Annotated in this window: 17 protein-coding genes; 4 read left to right on the top strand and 13 right to left on the bottom strand. The window is 56.8% G+C overall.

Features of this window, described 5'->3' with window-relative positions; translation table 11 throughout:
• Positions 1-84 precede the first annotated feature (84 nt).
• From IDH45_RS02935 to IDH45_RS02905, 7 genes are all read right to left on the bottom strand, one after another.
• Positions 85-852, bottom strand: a complete 768-nt coding sequence (locus IDH45_RS02935; protein ID WP_190924492.1) for a DODA-type extradiol aromatic ring-opening family dioxygenase — start codon at positions 850-852, stop codon at positions 85-87.
• 98 nt (positions 853-950) lie between these two features.
• Positions 951-1,922, bottom strand: coding sequence for an MBL fold metallo-hydrolase (locus tag IDH45_RS02930; protein WP_317891133.1), 972 nt, complete (start codon positions 1,920-1,922; stop codon positions 951-953).
• Positions 1,919-2,662, bottom strand: a complete 744-nt coding sequence (locus tag IDH45_RS02925) for a class I SAM-dependent methyltransferase (RefSeq protein WP_190924490.1) — start codon at positions 2,660-2,662, stop codon at positions 1,919-1,921. The genes IDH45_RS02930 and IDH45_RS02925 overlap by 4 nt, the downstream gene beginning before the upstream one ends.
• Before the next feature lie 59 nt (positions 2,663-2,721).
• Positions 2,722-3,429: a PIG-L deacetylase family protein gene (locus tag IDH45_RS02920; RefSeq protein ID WP_190924488.1), complete on the bottom strand. Its 708-nt coding sequence runs from the start codon at positions 3,427-3,429 to the stop codon at positions 2,722-2,724.
• A 218-nt stretch (positions 3,430-3,647) separates the two neighbouring features.
• Positions 3,648-4,775, bottom strand: a complete 1,128-nt coding sequence (locus IDH45_RS02915; protein WP_190924486.1) for a Gfo/Idh/MocA family protein — start codon at positions 4,773-4,775, stop codon at positions 3,648-3,650.
• Between the two features lie 13 nt (positions 4,776-4,788).
• A complete protein-coding gene (locus IDH45_RS02910; RefSeq protein WP_190924484.1) occupies positions 4,789-5,640 on the bottom strand; it encodes a sugar phosphate isomerase/epimerase family protein in 852 nt (283 codons plus the stop codon).
• 131 nt (positions 5,641-5,771) lie between these two features.
• Positions 5,772-6,629 (bottom strand): helix-turn-helix transcriptional regulator, encoded by an 858-nt coding sequence (locus IDH45_RS02905; protein ID WP_317891132.1) that lies wholly within the window; start codon positions 6,627-6,629, stop codon positions 5,772-5,774.
• Positions 6,630-6,918: 289 nt separating this feature from the next.
• On the opposite strand from IDH45_RS02905, the gene IDH45_RS02900 reads away from it, so the two are divergent.
• Entirely contained in the window at positions 6,919-7,239 is a 321-nt protein-coding gene (locus IDH45_RS02900) for an ArsR/SmtB family transcription factor (RefSeq protein ID WP_190924482.1), read from the top strand.
• Positions 7,240-7,340: 101 nt separating this feature from the next.
• Entirely contained in the window at positions 7,341-8,423 is a 1,083-nt protein-coding gene (locus IDH45_RS02895; protein WP_190924480.1) for a saccharopine dehydrogenase family protein, read from the top strand.
• A 161-nt stretch (positions 8,424-8,584) separates the two neighbouring features.
• Here the strand turns inward: IDH45_RS02895 and IDH45_RS02890 are convergent, their stop codons facing one another.
• The 3 genes from IDH45_RS02890 to IDH45_RS02880 form a co-directional block, all read right to left on the bottom strand.
• Positions 8,585-8,809, bottom strand: coding sequence for a helix-turn-helix domain-containing protein (locus tag IDH45_RS02890; RefSeq protein ID WP_138877617.1), 225 nt, complete (start codon positions 8,807-8,809; stop codon positions 8,585-8,587).
• A gap of 222 nt (positions 8,810-9,031) precedes the next feature.
• Positions 9,032-9,760: a YhcN/YlaJ family sporulation lipoprotein gene (locus IDH45_RS02885; protein ID WP_190924478.1), complete on the bottom strand. Its 729-nt coding sequence runs from the start codon at positions 9,758-9,760 to the stop codon at positions 9,032-9,034.
• A gap of 167 nt (positions 9,761-9,927) precedes the next feature.
• Positions 9,928-10,692 (bottom strand): peptidoglycan-binding protein, encoded by a 765-nt coding sequence (locus tag IDH45_RS02880; RefSeq protein WP_317891131.1) that lies wholly within the window; start codon positions 10,690-10,692, stop codon positions 9,928-9,930.
• A gap of 230 nt (positions 10,693-10,922) precedes the next feature.
• Between IDH45_RS02880 and IDH45_RS02875 the strand changes: the two genes are divergently transcribed.
• Both IDH45_RS02875 and IDH45_RS02870 read left to right on the top strand, forming a co-directional pair.
• Entirely contained in the window at positions 10,923-11,930 is a 1,008-nt protein-coding gene (locus IDH45_RS02875) for a ketoacyl-ACP synthase III (protein ID WP_190924474.1), read from the top strand.
• Between the two features lie 184 nt (positions 11,931-12,114).
• Positions 12,115-12,828 carry a response regulator transcription factor gene (locus IDH45_RS02870; RefSeq protein WP_190924472.1) on the top strand — a complete coding sequence of 238 codons (714 nt, stop codon included), beginning with the start codon at positions 12,115-12,117 and terminating at the stop codon, positions 12,826-12,828.
• A gap of 92 nt (positions 12,829-12,920) precedes the next feature.
• Here IDH45_RS02870 and IDH45_RS02865 read toward each other — a convergent pair whose 3' ends face one another.
• From IDH45_RS02865 to IDH45_RS33810, 3 genes are read right to left on the bottom strand one after another with little or no spacing between them, the layout of a single operon-like run.
• Positions 12,921-13,631 (bottom strand): class I SAM-dependent methyltransferase, encoded by a 711-nt coding sequence (locus IDH45_RS02865; protein WP_190924470.1) that lies wholly within the window; start codon positions 13,629-13,631, stop codon positions 12,921-12,923.
• A gap of 3 nt (positions 13,632-13,634) precedes the next feature.
• The gene (locus IDH45_RS02860; protein ID WP_317891130.1) at positions 13,635-14,342 is read right to left on the bottom strand and encodes a glycosyltransferase; all 708 of its coding nucleotides are present in this window, start codon (positions 14,340-14,342) and stop codon (positions 13,635-13,637) included.
• Positions 14,339-17,398 (bottom strand): glycosyltransferase, encoded by a 3,060-nt coding sequence (locus tag IDH45_RS33810; protein ID WP_223836325.1) that lies wholly within the window; start codon positions 17,396-17,398, stop codon positions 14,339-14,341. The genes IDH45_RS02860 and IDH45_RS33810 overlap by 4 nt, the downstream gene beginning before the upstream one ends.
• Between the last annotated feature and the right edge of the window lie 17 nt (positions 17,399-17,415).

The raw sequence follows: 17,415 nt of genomic DNA, 5'->3' as shown, positions 1-17,415 counted from the left end.
CCGGTGTCCGCCTTCGTTCACTACCCCACGGAAAAGAGCGCCCTTCCTTCCCGCTTCCGGGAGGTTGGACGCTCTTTTTTCGCCTCAAAACTGCAAACACAAATAGCTAAGCGTGCCGAAGTCGTAGCTGCGATGTATGACCTCCGGCTTGCGGGACGGATCGCCGCTGCCCATCGCAATGTACAGCGGTACGAAGTGTTCCGCGCGCGGTACGGCTTGCCGGGCGTGGGGGGCCAGCTTCTCGTAGTCGAACAGCGCCTGCAGGTCGCCCCGCTCCATCTGTGCAAGCAGCCAATCGTCGAATTCGACCGCCCAAGGCTCCGGCGTTTTTTGGCCCCACAGCACCATCCGCAGATTGTGCACCGTTACGCCGCTGCCGATGACGAGGATGTCCTCGTCTCCAAGTCCGCGCAGCGCTTCCCCGATCGCATACTGTTCGCGAGGCGGAGTGTACGGATTCACCGACACCTGGACGACCGGAATAGCGGCGTCCGGGTACATCCGATGCAGCAGCGTCCACGATCCGTGGTCGAGACCGCGCGATTGATCCGCTGCAGCCTGAATGCCGTGCTTGCTTAACCGGTCCAGCACCATCGATCCGACGATGGAAGACCCGCGCGCCGGGTATTGGATCTGGTACAGCTCATCCGGAAATCCGCCGAAATCGTAAATCGTCTCGTACACGTCGTCCGAAACCGATACCGTCGTAACCGGGCGTTCCCAGTGAGCGGTAAAAATGACGATCGCCTTCGGCTTGTAACGTCCGGCAAGCCCGGACAAAAACCGGGTGTAATCCGTCTGTTCAATCGCCAGCATCGGCGAACCGTGAGCTAAAAATAACGAAGGTACCATGTACAACACCTCTTTCCCGGAAGTAACTTACTTTATGTAAGTTAGTGTACAGGAATAACTAGCTTCTGTCAACGAGCTGAGCCATCCGCCCCCCGGGCTCATCGCCCGTACCAGATCAACCCGTCTCTCTCCAGCTCGCGTACCCGCCCCGCGTCCCGCAAATACAACAGGTGGGCGATCGTCTCGGACAATGCGAACCGGAGCTGGTGGATCGACAGCCGGTCGCCGAACAACGCTCTGCACAGCGCATAGGACGTATGCGGCTCGGCCAGCTTCTGTTCCATCGCTTCCAGACGGTCCTCGTGGTGGCGCACGATCTCCAGCGCCCTCGTCCCGAACGTGCGAAACGGCTCCCGGTGGCCGGGATACGCCAGTTCCGCCTCCAGCCGGCTTACCTCCTCCAGACTGTCCAGGTACGAACGGAGCGGATTCTCGTCAAAGCCCGGGATGTAGCTCACATTCGGCGTAATCTGGGGCAATACGTGATCCCCGCAAAAAACGCGCGCCCGCTCTTCGTCGTGGAAAATCAAATGTCCCGCGGCGTGGCCCGGCGTCACGATCGGCCGGTACAGCCGGTCTCCGATCCGGTACAGCTCGTCCGCCCTGATGACGGTTAATTCCGGCTGCGGAGACACTTGCGAGATGAAGCCCGTCATATGATCCTTCATCTGCTCCAGCGTCGCTTCCTCCATCCCGTGCCGGCGGAACAAGTCGAGCAGGGTGACGCTAATCGTCTCCCCTTCGCCCCACAATGCGGCCGTCTGCGCTTTTCCGGTACCCGATATGTGCACAGGAGCGCTCGTCAGTTGCTGGAACCAGCCGCTCAAACCGTAATGGTCGGGATGATGGTGCGTCAAGACGATTTTCTCGAGCGCCGACGGAGATAGATCGAGCTCGGTCATCACTTGACCCCACAGCGTCTCTGCCTCCGGTGTATGCAGGCCGGGATCGATCACCGTCCAGCCGGAACGGGACCGGACCACATAGCTGTTCACCCACCGCAGCGGAAACGGCAGGGGCACTTTCACTTGAACGAGCGAATCATCCAGAATATGTACCGGTTTGATCACGATTTTTTTCCTTCCTTCGTGCCTGTCATGATGAGTCTCGGCGAACAGGTCTCGTCATACGCGCCGCCGTCATACGCGCCGTAGACGCGGTCGATGCGCAGCCCCGCAGCCTCAGCCATCCGTTGAAACTGCTCCAGCCCGTAACCTTTGACCTGCTCGTCGTAATGCCTTTCCGGTTGGCCCGGCTCGCGGATGACGATCCGTTTGCGGATAAATCCGTCTTCAACGGAACGTCTCTCCTCGATAAGCCAATCCCCCTCCTGCCTGCTTGAGAATGGGACCAGATTCCGCACCACGTAAGCCGCATTCATAAAATCGATAATAAACCGGCCGGCCGGCTTCAACAGCCGGCTTATTTCCTGAAGCACCTTCACGTTCTCGCGGTCGTCGTCGAAGTAACCGAACGAGGTGAACAAATTCACGACGGCGTCGAACGGGCCGTCAGCCGGCACGTTGCGCATATCCCCTTGCAGCCATTCGACCCGGCCGCTATCGTCGCGCTCGCGGGCTACATCCAGCAAGACGCCCGACAGGTCGACCCCCGTCACCCGGTAGCCGAAATCGGCCAGCGCCATCGAATGTCTCCCCATTCCGCAGCATAGATCGAGCACGGAGGAGCCCTCCGGCAGTTCGAGCCAATCGATCATCGATTTCACTTCTTCATACGCTCCGGCCGTGTCGCGATGCTTGTACACGATCAAGTAATCGTCTCCGAAGCTTTGCTCATACCATTTGTCCATCTTCCGGTTTCGCACCTTCCCCATGATTGTGAACCTTTCATTGGCGTTACATACGAGCGTTACGACAACCCGTCTGTCAGAAAGCTCTCCTGGACCTCCGGAAATTCGACTCCGTCTTTCCAGGCTAGCACGAACCGTTCCAGCGCGATCGGCTCCGGCGGCACGTCGCCCGGATTGCGCACGTCGCCGAACACTCTCTCTACCGAGAGCAGTTGCGATTCGTGAGCGAGCAGCGCTTTCGCTTTGTTTTTCCAGTCCGGCGATACGTCCACGGTAACGGTAGGCGGACGAAGCGGGGCCTGGATCAGCCAGTTGTAATAATAGTACAGCTTTTTGACCGACGGACACTTTCCGCCGACAACCGCTTCGCGAACTGCATGATGAAGGGCAATATGATCGGCATGGCCGGACATTCCGTCTTCGCCGAACGTCAGCACGACCTCCGCCCCGGTTTTCCCGATATAATCGACGATTTCGGCGACCAGCCGTTCTCTCGGAACTTGCGACAGTTTCCCGTCCGGATGCCTGAGCAAATCGATGGATGTTATCCCCATTATTTCGCAAGACTCGCGGAGTTCGATTTCCCGCTTCTCCGCCAGCTCCTGTCTCGTCATCGGCGGAAGATAGCCGCTCTTGCCCGCGTCCCCGTCGGTAGCACACAGCAGCATGGGCCGAACCCCGCGGCGGACGGCTTCCATAATCGTACAAGCGCTCGTGAACGTCTCATCGTCCGGATGCGCGGATATCCAAGCTATCGTCGTTGTCACAGGAGACCCACCTTCCTCTGGCTTTGTCTGATATCGATTGTACCACTGTACGCTCCCGGGCAAAAGGGCGCATCGGTTATCCAAGCTCCGAAACAGCGCTAGCCGCAGCCCTTTCCTGATTCACATTCCTGCCAGGACACACAGAAATCTGAAACGCAGAAGCAGCAACTCAAAAAAAAGACGTCCGCCGGATTCAAACCCGGGAACGTCCCCTCTCCTTACGTATTCGATTGGTAGCGCGAAGTCGCGATCCGCTCCTGCAGCAGCTCGTGGAACCGGTCCTCGTCAAGCGGCAGCTCGACCCAGCCGTCGGTCCATGCGGACAAGTACATCGCGTTCGACAGCGTGAGGCCGCGGATGCCTTCCTCGCCGGGGGCGATCAGATTCACGCCGGTGCGGATCGAATCGACCCAGTTTTGGGTGATCGCCTTGTGCGCCTTTGAATCGGTGGATACCGGCACATCACATTTCCAGCATTCCGGCTGGCCGAATGCGCCCTTGAACGTCTGGTTGAACTCCGGCTCCGATACGCGCAGACGCCAGAAGGTCAGCTTGCCGTCCTCAATGACGATTTTGCCGCGCTCTCCGGTCACTTCCAGCCGGTTCGTACCCGGCGCTTCCGCCGTCGTCGTAATGAATACGCCCGTCGCCCCGTTCGGATATTCGACATAGGCGGTTACTTCGTCTTCCACCTCGATATCGCGGTATTTGCCGAACGAGCAAAACGCGCGGACTCTCGACGGCAGCATGCCGACCGTCCACTGCCACAGGTCGAGCTGGTGCGGACACTGGTTAAGGAGGACGCCGCCGCCTTCGCCGGCCCACGTCGCCCGCCATTTGCCGGAATCGTAGTAGCTTTGGGAACGATACCAGTTCGTAATGATCCAGTTCGTACGGCGGATTTCCCCGAGCTCGCCGCTATCGATCAGATCTTTGAGCTTCTTGTACAATGGAATCGTCCGCTGGTTAAACATCATCGCGAACTTGACGCCGCTGGCCGCTGCCGCTTCGTTCATCTCCCGCACTTGCTTCGTATAGACGCCGGCCGGCTTCTCGCACAGGACGTGGATGCCGCGGGCGAACGCTTTCATCGCCGTAGAAGGATGGTCGAAATGCAAGTTGCAGATCAGAATGGCGTCGACCGTTCCCGAGTCCAGCATCGCGTCCACCGACTCGAACGTATGCAGCGCCTCGCCGAACTGCTCCTTCGCCCAGCGCAGCCGGTCGGCGCTAATGTCGCACACGGCGGCCAGCTCGGCGCCGTTGATCTCGCCTCCCGAAACATAACGGGCGTGCGCCGTTCCCATATTGCCGATCCCTACGATACCGATTCGTACTCGATTCATCTCTATTCGCTCCTCACAGCAACGATTTGATATAAGCGATATTGTCGGCCAGTAATTGCTCGGACGGAGCCGATTGGCTGAAATCTTCGAAGCTGACCCAGCCGTCGTATCCGACGCTTTTCAGATCGCCGATCACCTGGCGCCAATTGGCGCAGCCTTCATGAATCGGGGCGGACACCGTTCTCCACAACGGATCGTTTTCGGTTTTGCGGTCCGGGTTTCGCTCCGGCCATGCGTTTTTGATATGAACATGGGCCAAATATTCGTCCAGCAGCTCCAGCCCCATCCGGTACTGCTCGTACCCTTCGTATACCATATTCCCGGGATCATAGATGACGCCGATTCTCGCCGGATCGAGTCCTTCCACAAGCCTTCTGGCCAGCCCTGCGCTCGGAGCGATAAAGTTCATATGCATCTCAATCAAGCCTTGAACGCCGTACTGACCGGCCAGCTCCTGAACGCCCTCCAGATAGGCCCGGCCTTCCTTGAACAAGTCGCCGTACGTTCTCGTCCGGTTATAGCCCGGTACGGCCACCCGGATCGAAGGCGCGCCAAGCAGCTTGGCGGTACGCATGTCCCGCTCGACGGCGGCCAGATCCCCCACCTTCAAATAACAGCCGAGATTGACGCAAGCCAGCCCCGCATCTTCCATGAGACGTTTGACGGCAAGCAGCTCTTGCTCGGACGAATCCACATGAATCGTGCTGTGATTGTTGCCCCAGAACGAAGGCTTCTCCTGAAGCTTGCCCGGATCGATCGGCGCCACCCGCCATTCGACACCGTCGTAGCCGTGCCGGCTCAAGGCGGACACCGTATTCTCTACCGTATACTCCGGCATCATGACCGTAAATACCGCAAATTTCAAGTTAGACACTCCTTCGGCCGTGCAGCTCCGGATTGACAGCTCCTGCTGATCGGAAGCGCGGCATTCGTTTCCTCCATGCTATCATATCCGGAGATTCCGGCACTTCTTTCTCGTTGCCGAATCGGCTCGGGTCATTTAACTGTCATTGGTGTGATACCGCCTCTCGTCTCCCTGCGGTATTGATCGGGCGTACAGCCTACCCGGCTTTTGAAGATGCGGGTAAAGTGGGACGGATGCTTGAAGCCGACCTTGTAGCACACGTCGGTAACGGACATTTCGCGACTGAGCAGAAAATGAATTTTCGCCTGGTTGATTCTGCGGTGGTACAAATAATCGAAGATCGTCGCTCCCGTCACTTCCTTGAACAACTTTGACAAATAATATTTATTCAAATGAAGGTGCTCCTCCAAATCTTCCAGATGCAAATCTTCCTGGTAATGCTCCTCCAAATACCCGACGATGCTTTGCACATGACGCTCTTTATCCGACGGGAACGCGTTCGGCGAATCGGCCGATTGCTCGCACAGCTCGTACACCTGGAGCAGCAGATCGGCAAATACGAGCAGTTGCCGGTCTTTCGACGTCTTCCCCCCTTCGGCTCCCAGCGCCACCATCCGCCTCAGCTTCGTCTCCACTTCCTCCCGCACGTCCCCCGACAGATGGATGCGATGGTTTCTCAGCTCGTAGAACGGCTGCAACACATTAACGGAAAACGCTACGTCCGCAAACGATTTCATAAACACCGGATCGAAATGAACGATCGTCCTCCGGTAGGGGACGCTTAGATCGACTTTCGGGCAATGCAGCGTCATGCCGTGCATCAGAATCAGATCGCCCGGCGACAGCACGAATATTTTATCCCCGATCAAATAGGTGGTCTTGCCCCCATGAAAATAATAAAGCTCGAAATGCGCATGCGAGTGAAACGCCATGTTCCCCCCGGCTTCGCTGTAGAATACGTCTAACGGCTTGAATAAAACGGCGCTCACCGTGCTGCCCTCCTTGCGTAATCGAACCGATACGGATCGCTATAGTTCTTGGGTTGACACCAGTGTATCACGCGGGGAGCGCGCCATAAAGCTAAAAAGCCTCCGCCCCGGGAAGGAGCGGAAGCAAAACGACTACCAGCCGGCCGACACCAGGATAACCGCCGCCAATGGAGGGTTCTCGGATGTGAAACGCCGCCATAAGAAGTTCCGAACAATTGCAGCTTGAATTTTGGAACCGGATCGCATATAATTCGTTTAAACATTTAAACATAGTAACGGAGTTGAAACGATGAGCGAAGTTGCCGGCAATCAGAAGGCGATTCACATCTTCGAGCAGTTAGGCCCTTATTTTATCGGCTTGGGAGATCCGGTCCGCCAGCAGATCGTAGCCCTGTTAATCGACAAGGAGCAGATGAATGTGACCCAGATCGCCGAGCATATTCCGATGTCGCGGCCGACCGTCTCCCATCATCTGAAAATTTTGCGTCAAACCGGCCTGCTCGCCGTCCAGAAAAAAGGAACGGAGATGTACTACAGGCTGGCGTTCGACGATGCGATCTCGCTGATGAAGCAGCTCGTCGTTTTTGTGGAAGAGGAATGCCGGTGCTAGCGCCCTTACCCGGGTTAAGCTGGTACAGCGACATTCCTATTTTCAACCCTATTATGTCGAAATAATTAAACACTTAAACTTACTATTGGAGGTTAATGGACATGGACAAACAAAGCGTTCTTATCGTAGGCGGACATGGTGTCGTCGGCAGGCAAATCGGCGAAATTCTGCACGCCCGCTATCCCGATCTGACGATTGTATTGGGCGGCAGAACACCCGGAAAAGCGGCGCCGTTCGGCAACGGCAAGATTCATACCGCCGTCGTGGACAACAATTCCGAAGACCCGCTGATGTGTATCGACAACAAGCCGGCGCTGATCGTCAACGCCGTCAACGACTTGCAGGACCGGTTGCTTCTGTCTGCCGTCCGGAGAAGCATCCCGCTCATCGACATTACCCGCTGGACCTCTTTGTTCCGCCAATCGGTCGATAAGCTGAACTCGATGGAGCTTCGCGCACCTGTCGTAATGGCTTCGGGATGGATGGCCGGGACCGCGGCCTTGTTCGCGAAGCTCTATGCGCAGCCGCTTCATCAGGTTGAGGCCGACCTCTACGCGTTATACTCGCTGAAAGACAAGGCCGGTCCCGATTCTACAGCATATATGGATCGAATGACGATTCCTTTTCCCGTGATGGAACCGGCAGGGAGACGCCTCGTCTATCCGATGTCCGATCCCGTCCGCGTGCAATTTCCAAACGGATACGCGACCCGCTGCTACCGGCTCGATACCCCCGACCACGAGACTCTGATCCGGACGGAGGCGATCGCCTCGGCCAGCTTCCGGATCGCTTTCGACAGCAAAGCGGCTACCCAGTCCATCGTCATGCTGATCAAGAGCGGAATATGGAAGATGATTAGCGGAGAGCGATTCCGCGGGCTCAGACGAGGCATCCTCTACAATCCGGGTACCGGCAGCGCCCATCATATCCGGATTGTTCTGAAAGGCTTGGATGCGGAGGGGAACCGGGCGGAGCGGAATGTCTCCATCACTGATCCGCTTGGCCAAACCCATCTGACCGCGTTGGGCGCTGCCGTACAGGCGGAGAAGCTATTGCGTCTCCCCAAGGAGCGGCCGCTTGCGCCCGGCATTTATTATCCGGAGGACCTCCCTGACGAGCGGATGGACCATGCGGCGATAACCGGTTTTTATGAGAAGCATGGAGTAAAAATTTCCTGGGAGTGAGCTCAGCCGAGCGCCCCAGTTCGTCATGGAATCGGGCCTTCTTGTTTCCGATCTGGCAGTTTTGTCATGCAAGCAACCAAATAAAAAAACTTCCCTCCACCCGCACCCATACGCGGCAAGTGGAAGGAAGGTCGGTCTTTTGCCGAAAAATCCGGCATGCATCAAATTTTTAATTCCCCAAGCTTAATCAACTCGACAACCGCCTGCGACCGACCTTTTACGTTTAATTTCTGCATCACGTTAGAAATATGGTTTCTGACGGTCTTTTCACTGATGAACAGTTGCCCAGCGATGTCTTTCGTCGTTTTGTCTTGGACCAAAAGCTCAAAGACTTCGCGTTCGCGGTTGGTCAGTAGAAATTTGTTTTTGTGGTCGTTACCCTTCAATATCGCCACCCCTCCTTGCTTGGGTTTTGTATATAGTTACAAGGTGTAGGGATACAGTCAAAGGTATAATATGAGCAAGGCATCTCGTTGGTGCGGCGGGCCATTAAAATGGGCGCGGTTTCCTCTGCAAAGCCATATAGGGCAATCGTGTATGTATGTCAAGTATTGCCGGGTATATCAAGCAGCCCCCGTCGCTTCGGGGGCTAGCTTCAGCTTCTTGTGTTAAGGCGCTGCGGCAGGTGCCGGTGCAGGAACATTCGTCGGGAACATACGCTGTACCATCGTATTGAATTCCTCCATCATCCCCGATACCGGCTTGCCCGCCTGCATGTCCTGCATGTAACCGTTGATCCGGCTTACAAAATCCGGGTTTGCGGAGACGTGAACGTTCTGAACGTTCGGACGCATCGCTTTGACTTGTTCGGCGATCCGGTTTTTCACTTCCTGAGATCCTTCCAGATCCTCGCCGTTTTTGGTGGAAACCGCCACGTAAGCATTGTTGTCCGTCAGCAAAACGTTGCAGTTTCGGACCGGCTCGATCGCCGTAAGCTGATTGGCGATATCCTGAGCGGCTTCCATCTTCGTGTTGCGATGCAGACCGTCTGCCGGAGCGCCGACGCCCGGGTAAGCTCCCCCCGCCATTCCGCGCTGATCCTTGTAGTCTCTCCAGTTGTTGACGCCATCCTGATCGTATCCCGTAATGCCGTTGTCGCGGTTTAGGCCGTCGCGCATGCTGTCGTTATCCCGGATCAGATTCGGATCGGCCGTCTGATAGCGGTCGAAGCCAAGTCTCATATCCTTCGTATTCCCCGTGCCGTACTGAAAAGGACGATAATTGCTTGTTTTCATGCCGTCATTCGTGCCGGAACCTTCATGCCGGGCACCGCAGCCGGTCGCCGCAACAGCTACAATGGAAGCGAGAACTGCAAGCTTGATCGTTTTGGTCGCCAATCGTTTCAGCTCCTTGTTGTCAGTTGTAGGGTATGGCCGAACAACATTAGGATGCTCCGTTGATTGATTCCGCATGCCCGATTTCCCTAGTGAAAGGCTGGCAGCGCCGCGCAGGCCGGGTACGCAGCAGCCGGAAGCGGAAAAGGAGCGGAATCTCCGCTCCAGCTTTACTTCCCGATAAACAGTTGCGTAAACATTTTCCCGCAAGGTCCTCCGTCCACGATGCCGATGCCGATCCGGGTAAAGCTGGCGTTCATCAAATTTTCCCGGTGTCCCGGGGAATTCATCAACGCCTCGTGGGCCGCCTCCACCGACTGATTGCAGGCGATATTCTCGCCGGCCGTCGAGTATGTAATATGGAACTTCTGCATCATCTCGAACGGAGAACCGTAGGTCGGCGACTGGTGCGAAAAGTAGTCGTGGTCGATCATATCCTTGCTCTTGAGCCGCGCTACTTCAGACAGCTTCGAATCGGCCGCAAGCGGCTGCAGCCCGGCCGCCTTGCGTGCGGTATTGACGTGCTCGATCATCTGTCCCTCTTCCGCACGGACCCCGCTTTCAGGCGGCTTCGGAGAAGGCGACGGTGACGGTGACGGCTGTTTCGGCGACGGGGGGCGCTTAATAATCTTCGCATTGGCATAGGCGTAGAGGATCGATTCCAGTGTCTTGTCGTCAACCGCTCCGGTAACCGGAAGTCCGTACCGTTGCTGAAATCGTTTGACCCCCGCTTCCGTCTCGGAACCGTAGTACCCGGTAATCATCCCTGTAAAATAACCGAGCGATTTCAGCATCCCCTGAACGGCATATACATCCGGTCCTTTGGCGCCTTTGCCGAAAGCGCCGGCGTTTGAAGCGGTCCCGAATAAGCACACGACCAGCGTTACGAAAACGACGAACGTTTGTTTATAGCGGCGATGAATCGCCTTGTTCACGTTGCATTCCTCCATTTCGGCTCATTACCCCTAATATGCCAAAACGGCAGGAGTGCTATTCGCTTTGATTTCAGTCATTCGGGGATTGCCGGTTTTTTCGTCCTGAACGATTTACTTAAATAAGGACCGATACCGGTTGACGATTCCAAAACGATTTGATACATTTAATTTAGATTTAGTACCAGGTTCTAATACTTGATCACATTCCAAATGAAAAGAAGGCGGATACCATGAGCTATTCGGCCAGTCAATCGGCGCTCCCTGCACATGCGGCGATCACGGCAATCGGCGGCTACGTGCCGGACCATATAATGACCAATGACGATCTCGCCCGAATCGTCGAGACGAACGACGAATGGATCGTTTCCAGAACCGGCATACGGGAAAGGCGCATCTGCGCCCCGGATCAATTCACAAGCCACCTATGCTTTGCCGCCGTAGAAAACATGCTGTCCCGTTATCCCGTGACTGTTCAAGACGCCGATCTCATTCTAGTCGCCACGCATACGCCGGACTTCCCGTTTCCGTCGGTCGCTTGTCAAATCCAAGAGCGGTTCGGCATTCAGGCGACGGGAGCGGTCGATCTGAACGCCACCTGCGCCGGGTTTACGTATGCTCTTCATCTCGCAAACGGACTGATCGCAGCCGGACTTCATCGCAAAGTACTGGTTCTCGGCGCCGACACGATGTCCCGCATTACCGATTACACGGACCGGACCAGCTGCATCTTATTCGGCGACGGAGCCGGAGCGGCTCTCGTCGAACGGACCGGGCACACCTCCGGCTTTATAACGTCTCACGTCGGCTCCGACGGAAGCGGCGGCGTTCATATTTACCGGACCGGTTTAAGCGATACACTAAACGGCCAGCCTCTGCGCGATTCGAAGAAGCTCGTCCAAAACGGGGGCCTGGTCTACAAATGGGCGGTTCAGACCGTTCCGCAAGGAATGAACGCTTTGCTGAACCAAGCCGGATTGTCCATGAACGACGTCGACTGGTTTATCCCTCATAGCGCCAACATGCGGATGATCGAGTCGATCTGCGAGAAAAGCGGCTTTCCCGCAGACCGGACACTCGTCAGCATGATCCGTTACGGCAATACGTCGGCCGCCTCCATCCCGCTCGCCCTATCCGACGCGGCAGCAGCGGGCCGGTTGAACCGGGGCGATACGATGCTGTTGTTCGGCTTTGGCGGAGGACTCACTTACGCCGGATTGCTGATCCGCTGGACCGTGTGAGGATCGGCAGCAAGTTCCAGTTAACCGCAGCGGATACCCGTATCATCTGGATTTATACCAGAAAAGAGGTATAATAAGACTATTGTCCTATTCATTAGGAAGCGGAGGCTTCCTGACGGAAGCTTCCTATGCCTGTATATGACATGACGGTAAGTCGTCCTACGCCAGGCTCAGGGAGGAATCCATGCGACGAGAAAAAATACTGATTGTGGACGATGAAGTCGAGATAATCGAACTGATCTGCCTTTATTTGGCCCGTGAAGGGTACCAAACCTTAACTGCGCTTGACGGCTACGGGGCTATCGAGATGGTCGACAAATCCAAGCCCGACCTGATTATTCTCGACATCCAGCTGCCGGATCTCGACGGATTCGAGGTATGTCTGGAGCTCCGTAAAATGACGAAAGCACCGATATTGTTTTTAAGCTGTAAAAGCGAAGATTTGGACAAGATTTTAGGCCTCGGCGTCGGGGGGGACGATTATATTACAAAGCCTTTTAGTCCGGGTGAGATGGTGGCGCGGGTGAAAGCGCACTTGCGGAGAAGCCGGATGCAGTCCGAACCGGTAACGCCGGAGCATACGCTGACGTTCGGGGAGCTGACGATCGATCCGAAAAGCTTTACGGTGCGTCTCTCGGGCGAAGTCGTGACGCTCTCGGCCAAGGAGTACCAGCTGCTGCTGCTGCTCGCCAAAAATCCGGACCGCGTCTACAGTCTGGATCAGCTGTTCACTCAGGTATGGGAGTCTCCCTCGATCGGAGATCCCCGCACCGTCATGGTACATATAAGCAATGTCCGCAAAAAAATAGAGCCGGACCCGGCTCATCCTACTTACATCGTAACCGTCCGCGGAGGGGGCTACAAGTTCAACGGTTCTCTGGCCGGTCCGGGAAATTAACGAACCGCATACCCGGGAATAAACGCCGAAGGGCCATGCTCGATCCGGTACCAACCGTCGCCTGAGCCCTTCGCGCAGCGGACAAGACCGGCTTATACGCCGGGAGTCGGCTTTCTTTCTGCGACCCGGGCAAGCACCCAATGCTTGTCGCCGATAATTTCCCGGTACAGCTCCTCGTAGCGGAATATTCGTCCCAGGTCGGCCAGAAACGGGTAATGGTCAAAATCGTCGATAAGGACCAACGCGCCCGTCTTCAGCGCGGGAGCGAACAGCGGGTAGGCAAGCGATCTTCCGTTGCCGTGCGGCCCGTCTACGATCATCGCATCAATCGACTGCGGCGCCGGCATCATGGAGGCAACGTCCCCGTAAAATGTATTGCGAATCGTATAATGCCCGTACTGGGACTCCGGCACCTCGCCGCCGATACGCTCCCACAATCCGGCCGCCTGATCCGGATCGGCAAACAGCCGCTCCCAGTCTTCGTCGCCGATCTGCTTCAATGGTTGTCTGACCACCCGGATCGGCTGGCCCTCCACCCGCGTCTGCAGCTCCCCGGCCCATGTAGGCTGATGCTCAAGCGTCGTGACCTTCACAGCCAGCAGTTCAAGCGCCAGCAGCGACCGCCAAAACAACGTCGACTGTCCCCCGCCCAGCTCCAGTACGTGCAGCGGCTCTCCGCCCTCTCCGTTTTCCATCCTCCGGGTCAAATGAACGAGCGCCCCTTTGCTGAGACTCATAGGGCCGAAGCCATACCCTTGCTGCTCGGAATGCAGCAACGCTTTCTCAATATCGCGGACGAGCACGTCCTACCCCTCCCAAGCTATCGTATTCGGCGCCGGATCGAGTATCGACTCGTATTGTTCCTTCCAGCCGTAACGCCCTTCACTGTCAAGCCGCATATACCGTTCGTATTTGGCGCGCCGGTCTTGCTCCCGGGCCCAACCCATATGCTTCACTCTCAGCGGATGGCACCAGTACGAAAATTGGCTGATCGTCAAGGGAAAGCGGCCGCAGTGCTGGGGAGTCTCTTTCCACGTGCAGGGAAGATCCGCCTTGTAGCGCACGAGAAACGGTCGGTACACAAGATGAGCCCGCCAGTATGCGTCTTCCCGGTAATGCGTCTCGCTCCACATATCGTACAAGCGGAAATAAACCGCATCATAGCTCCGCTGGGCGACAATCTGCTCGATCGCCGCCTTGCTGCCCGGCTCGAACCATTCGTCGGCATCCATATTCAAGATCCAGTCCGGATTGCGGCCGGCCGTCTCAGCCCACTGCTGCTTGCGCAGCGTCACTTCATGATGGAACGAAGACCGCTCGTTGCTCACCAGATGAAGCGGGATTCCCGACAGCACCTCCCGGCACACGTCCACCGTATCGTCCGTACTTCCGTCATCGATAATAACCGCTTCGTCGATATAGTCCAGATGGCTCTCAAGGGCGCGGCGCAAGTAGCGGTCGGCTTCGTTGCGGACGATCATGGACAGCGTTATTTTCCCGCCTTCGCTCTTCACGGGCGTCCCTCCTCTTGCTTGGCCAGCTTCTCCTGAAAATACTTTTTGTTGTACAGCATGCTCGGATGGTCGGGGCGGAAACGAAGCGCCCTCTCGTTGCACGCGTACGCTTTATCCGTTTGGCCCAGCTTGTCGTACAGCACGCACAGCTGCAGCAGCGGCAGCCAGGTCCAGGCGGCATGATCGATCAAAGCCCCGGAGCGCGGAGGCTCTCCGAGCGAAGCCGCCGTTTCATACCAATATATCGCTTGCTGGAGCCGATTCTCCGCCATAAACAACGCGCCCAGTCGGCAGCAGCATTCCGCACGCGGCCGGTCGTATTCCATCGAGCGGAACAACGCCTGCAGCTGATGATCCCGTTCGTACATCCGGCCGTAGCAGTCCGCCAGCTTGAGACAGGCAGCGATTTGATCCTCGACCCATCCCTGTTTCGTCTTCAGGAAGATATCGTACTGGACGACCGCTTCCTCCACATAGCTGTGATCCTTAAGCTCATTGGCGTAATAATATTGATCCCGCGGACTGAACGTCTCGCCCTGCTCCGCCTTCCTGCGGTAGATGCGCAAGTTGCGGTCGGTATACGTCTTGTCTTTCCGGTGCGTCACCGCGATGTCGCTGTGGATCACATGACCCGCCACTTCCAAATACTCGTGCACGACTCCGATCCAGCGAAAGCCGCACGACCGCTTGACCAGCCGGTTCCGCTTCAGGCTGACCGTAGGTTTACCGGTGCTGTCGAACATCAGATGATAATCCATCATGACACTGTCCACTTTCGGGTCCAGTTCCCGCTTGAGCGCGATGAATTTCTCCTGGTCCGGCTGTTCCAGCACGTCGTCGGCATCCAGCCACAGAATATAAGGCTCGGTCGCCTGGCCGAACGCATAGTTGCGCGCAGCCGAGAAATCATCGATCCAAGCGAAGTCATAGACTTTGGCCTGGAACTGCAGGGCGATTTCTTTCGTCCTGTCCGTCGAGCCGGTATCAACGACTACAATCTCGTCGGCAATCCCTTGAACCGACTGGAGGCATCGTTCCAGCGAACGTTCTTCATTTTTGACGATCATGCACAAACTGATCCCGATCCCGGGAGTATCGCCTTTTTCGATCGACCGTTTGAAGCGGATCGCCCCCTCGATGTCGGAGTCCCGATATATATGATAAGCGGGCTTGCGGGTATCGACATACAGTTCGATGCCCAGCGCCACGGCACGAATGCAGAAATGCCGGTCCTCTCCCCAAAACGAGACATTGGGCAGCCGGTGGAACCGGACGCCTTTCTCCAGCGCCTCTTTGCGGATGAGCGTACAGGCGCCCAGCCCTCCGACCTCGTAAACGCCCGGAGTACGCATCAGCTCGAGAAACTGTGCCGCCTTCCGGTTCGCCTCCTCGTCGGTCAGCGCCTTCCGGCGCGATTGGCGGACAAAGGAATATTCGTCCATCATCCACACTTGGGGCAGCTCGCTCGTATTCGGCTGCCAGCGGGTCCAGAAGATGTTCGAGACGATGCTTTTTCCCGTCCCGTCCAGACGCAGCAGCGTATCGGGATGGACGAGCAGATCGGAATCGATCAGAAACAAAGCGTCATAACCGCGCTCCAGCGCGTGCTCGATGATCCGGTCCTTCATCGACGCCACCTTATCGACGAGCGTATCGTTCCAGTAATGGGTCGACTCGTCCTTGATATACGCGTGCACCTGCTGCTCCTTGACGATCGTCACGCCGTCCTGCCGCTCCGCAAACTCCTCGAGCAGCCGGCGCGACGCTTCTTCCTCGTTATCGTCGAAAAACAAATAGTCCATTTCCAGCCCGTCCCGGTCCAGTCCGGCCAGACTTTCCAGAAACAGCTTCAAAATAGCGGACTTTTGATGGACGGGGCTAGCCGCAAGTATTCGTCTGCTCATTCGATCCCCTTCCTCGTGGCTTGTGCTGGCGAAACCGGTTGTGCCGCGCTCCAGCCGGTCCAGCGCCTCCTTGGCGGATTCGAACTGCGGGTAGAGGCCGAGCGCTTGGCGCAGCCGGGATTCCGCCTCGCCGGGTGTGCCCAGCTTCTCCAGACATAAAGCCGCGTAGTATAAAGCAAGGAAGCTTCCGGCTCCAGCCATCGTCAGATGCCGAATGTTCCCTTCTCCCATCTCCAGACAACGGCCGAACGTATCGAGCGCTTCGGCGTACATCGCTTTTCCGTATAAAATCAGCCCTTTAAAGTAATGCAGATCGACGTAATCCGGGTACAGCTCGATCGCTTTCTCGATGCTCGGCCAGCCGCCTTCTCCGCTGCCGGTAGCAAGCAAAATGGCGTATTTCAATTTGTATAACAAGGATGGCGGAGCCAGCTGCTTCGTGATAAACCGGACGATCGCCATATTGACATGCTGAAACGCATTCTCATACAAGCCTTCGCGGTAATATTCGCTGGCCAGATGATAATAAGTCCACGGATTCGCGTCGTCCCGCTCCCGCTGAAGCTCGAGCAGCCGCCGGTTCCGTTCGCCTTTGCCCAGCTCGGCGGCGACGCTTCTCATATAGCCATAGTGGTACACCTTTACCGGCAGCATCCCGGTACGGGCCTCCGCTTCTTCCGGCGGGAACAGCTCCAGCACGTTCAGCGTTTCGTGAATCGTCCCTTGGAAGCGCAAACCGCAGCCGTTTCGGAACAGCCGTTGCTGCGCAAGCCGGTAGGCCAGCTCCGGCTTCGGTTCGTCCTCGTAATAGTGAATCGTGCATACCGCGTACAAAATGTTGTCGGAGGGGACGAGCGCCTCCCGCAGCGCGGCCCGGTCTTCCTCCGCGACCTCCTCGTCGCTGTCCAGCCATAAGATCCAGTCGCCGGTCGCCTGTTCGATGCCGGCGTTGCGGGCGGCCGCGAAGTCGTCGTTCCAGCCGTATTCGATCACGGCGGCTCCGAACGAACGGCAAATATCGGGGGTACGGTCCGTAGAACCGGTATCGACGACGATGATCTCGTCCACCGCTTCTTTGACGCTTTGCAGGCAGCGCCCGATATGGCGCTCTTCGTTCCGCACGATCATGCATAACGACAGTTTGCCGGACATCCGACAACTCCTCCTCC

It is taken from the genome of Paenibacillus oceani, assembly GCF_014705615.1.
Classification (GTDB): domain Bacteria; phylum Bacillota; class Bacilli; order Paenibacillales; family NBRC-103111; genus Paenibacillus_AB; species Paenibacillus_AB oceani.
The sequence above is the reverse complement of the archived record's forward strand: the minus strand, read 5'-3'. Positions and strand labels throughout refer to the sequence as shown.

Coding starts and splice junctions, on each gene's coding strand:
- IDH45_RS02935 (WP_190924492.1), bottom strand. CDS start 852: ATGGTACCTTCGTTATTTTTAGCTCACGGTTCGCCGATGCTGGCGATT.
- IDH45_RS02925 (WP_190924490.1), bottom strand. CDS start 2,662: ATGGACAAATGGTATGAGCAAAGCTTCGGAGACGATTACTTGATCGTG.
- IDH45_RS02915 (WP_190924486.1), bottom strand. CDS start 4,775: ATGAATCGAGTACGAATCGGTATCGTAGGGATCGGCAATATGGGAACG.
- IDH45_RS02900 (WP_190924482.1), top strand. CDS start 6,919: ATGAGCGAAGTTGCCGGCAATCAGAAGGCGATTCACATCTTCGAGCAG.
- IDH45_RS02895 (WP_190924480.1), top strand. CDS start 7,341: ATGGACAAACAAAGCGTTCTTATCGTAGGCGGACATGGTGTCGTCGGC.
- IDH45_RS02875 (WP_190924474.1), top strand. CDS start 10,923: ATGAGCTATTCGGCCAGTCAATCGGCGCTCCCTGCACATGCGGCGATC.
- IDH45_RS02870 (WP_190924472.1), top strand. CDS start 12,115: ATGCGACGAGAAAAAATACTGATTGTGGACGATGAAGTCGAGATAATC.
- IDH45_RS33810 (WP_223836325.1), bottom strand. CDS start 17,398: ATGTCCGGCAAACTGTCGTTATGCATGATCGTGCGGAACGAAGAGCGC.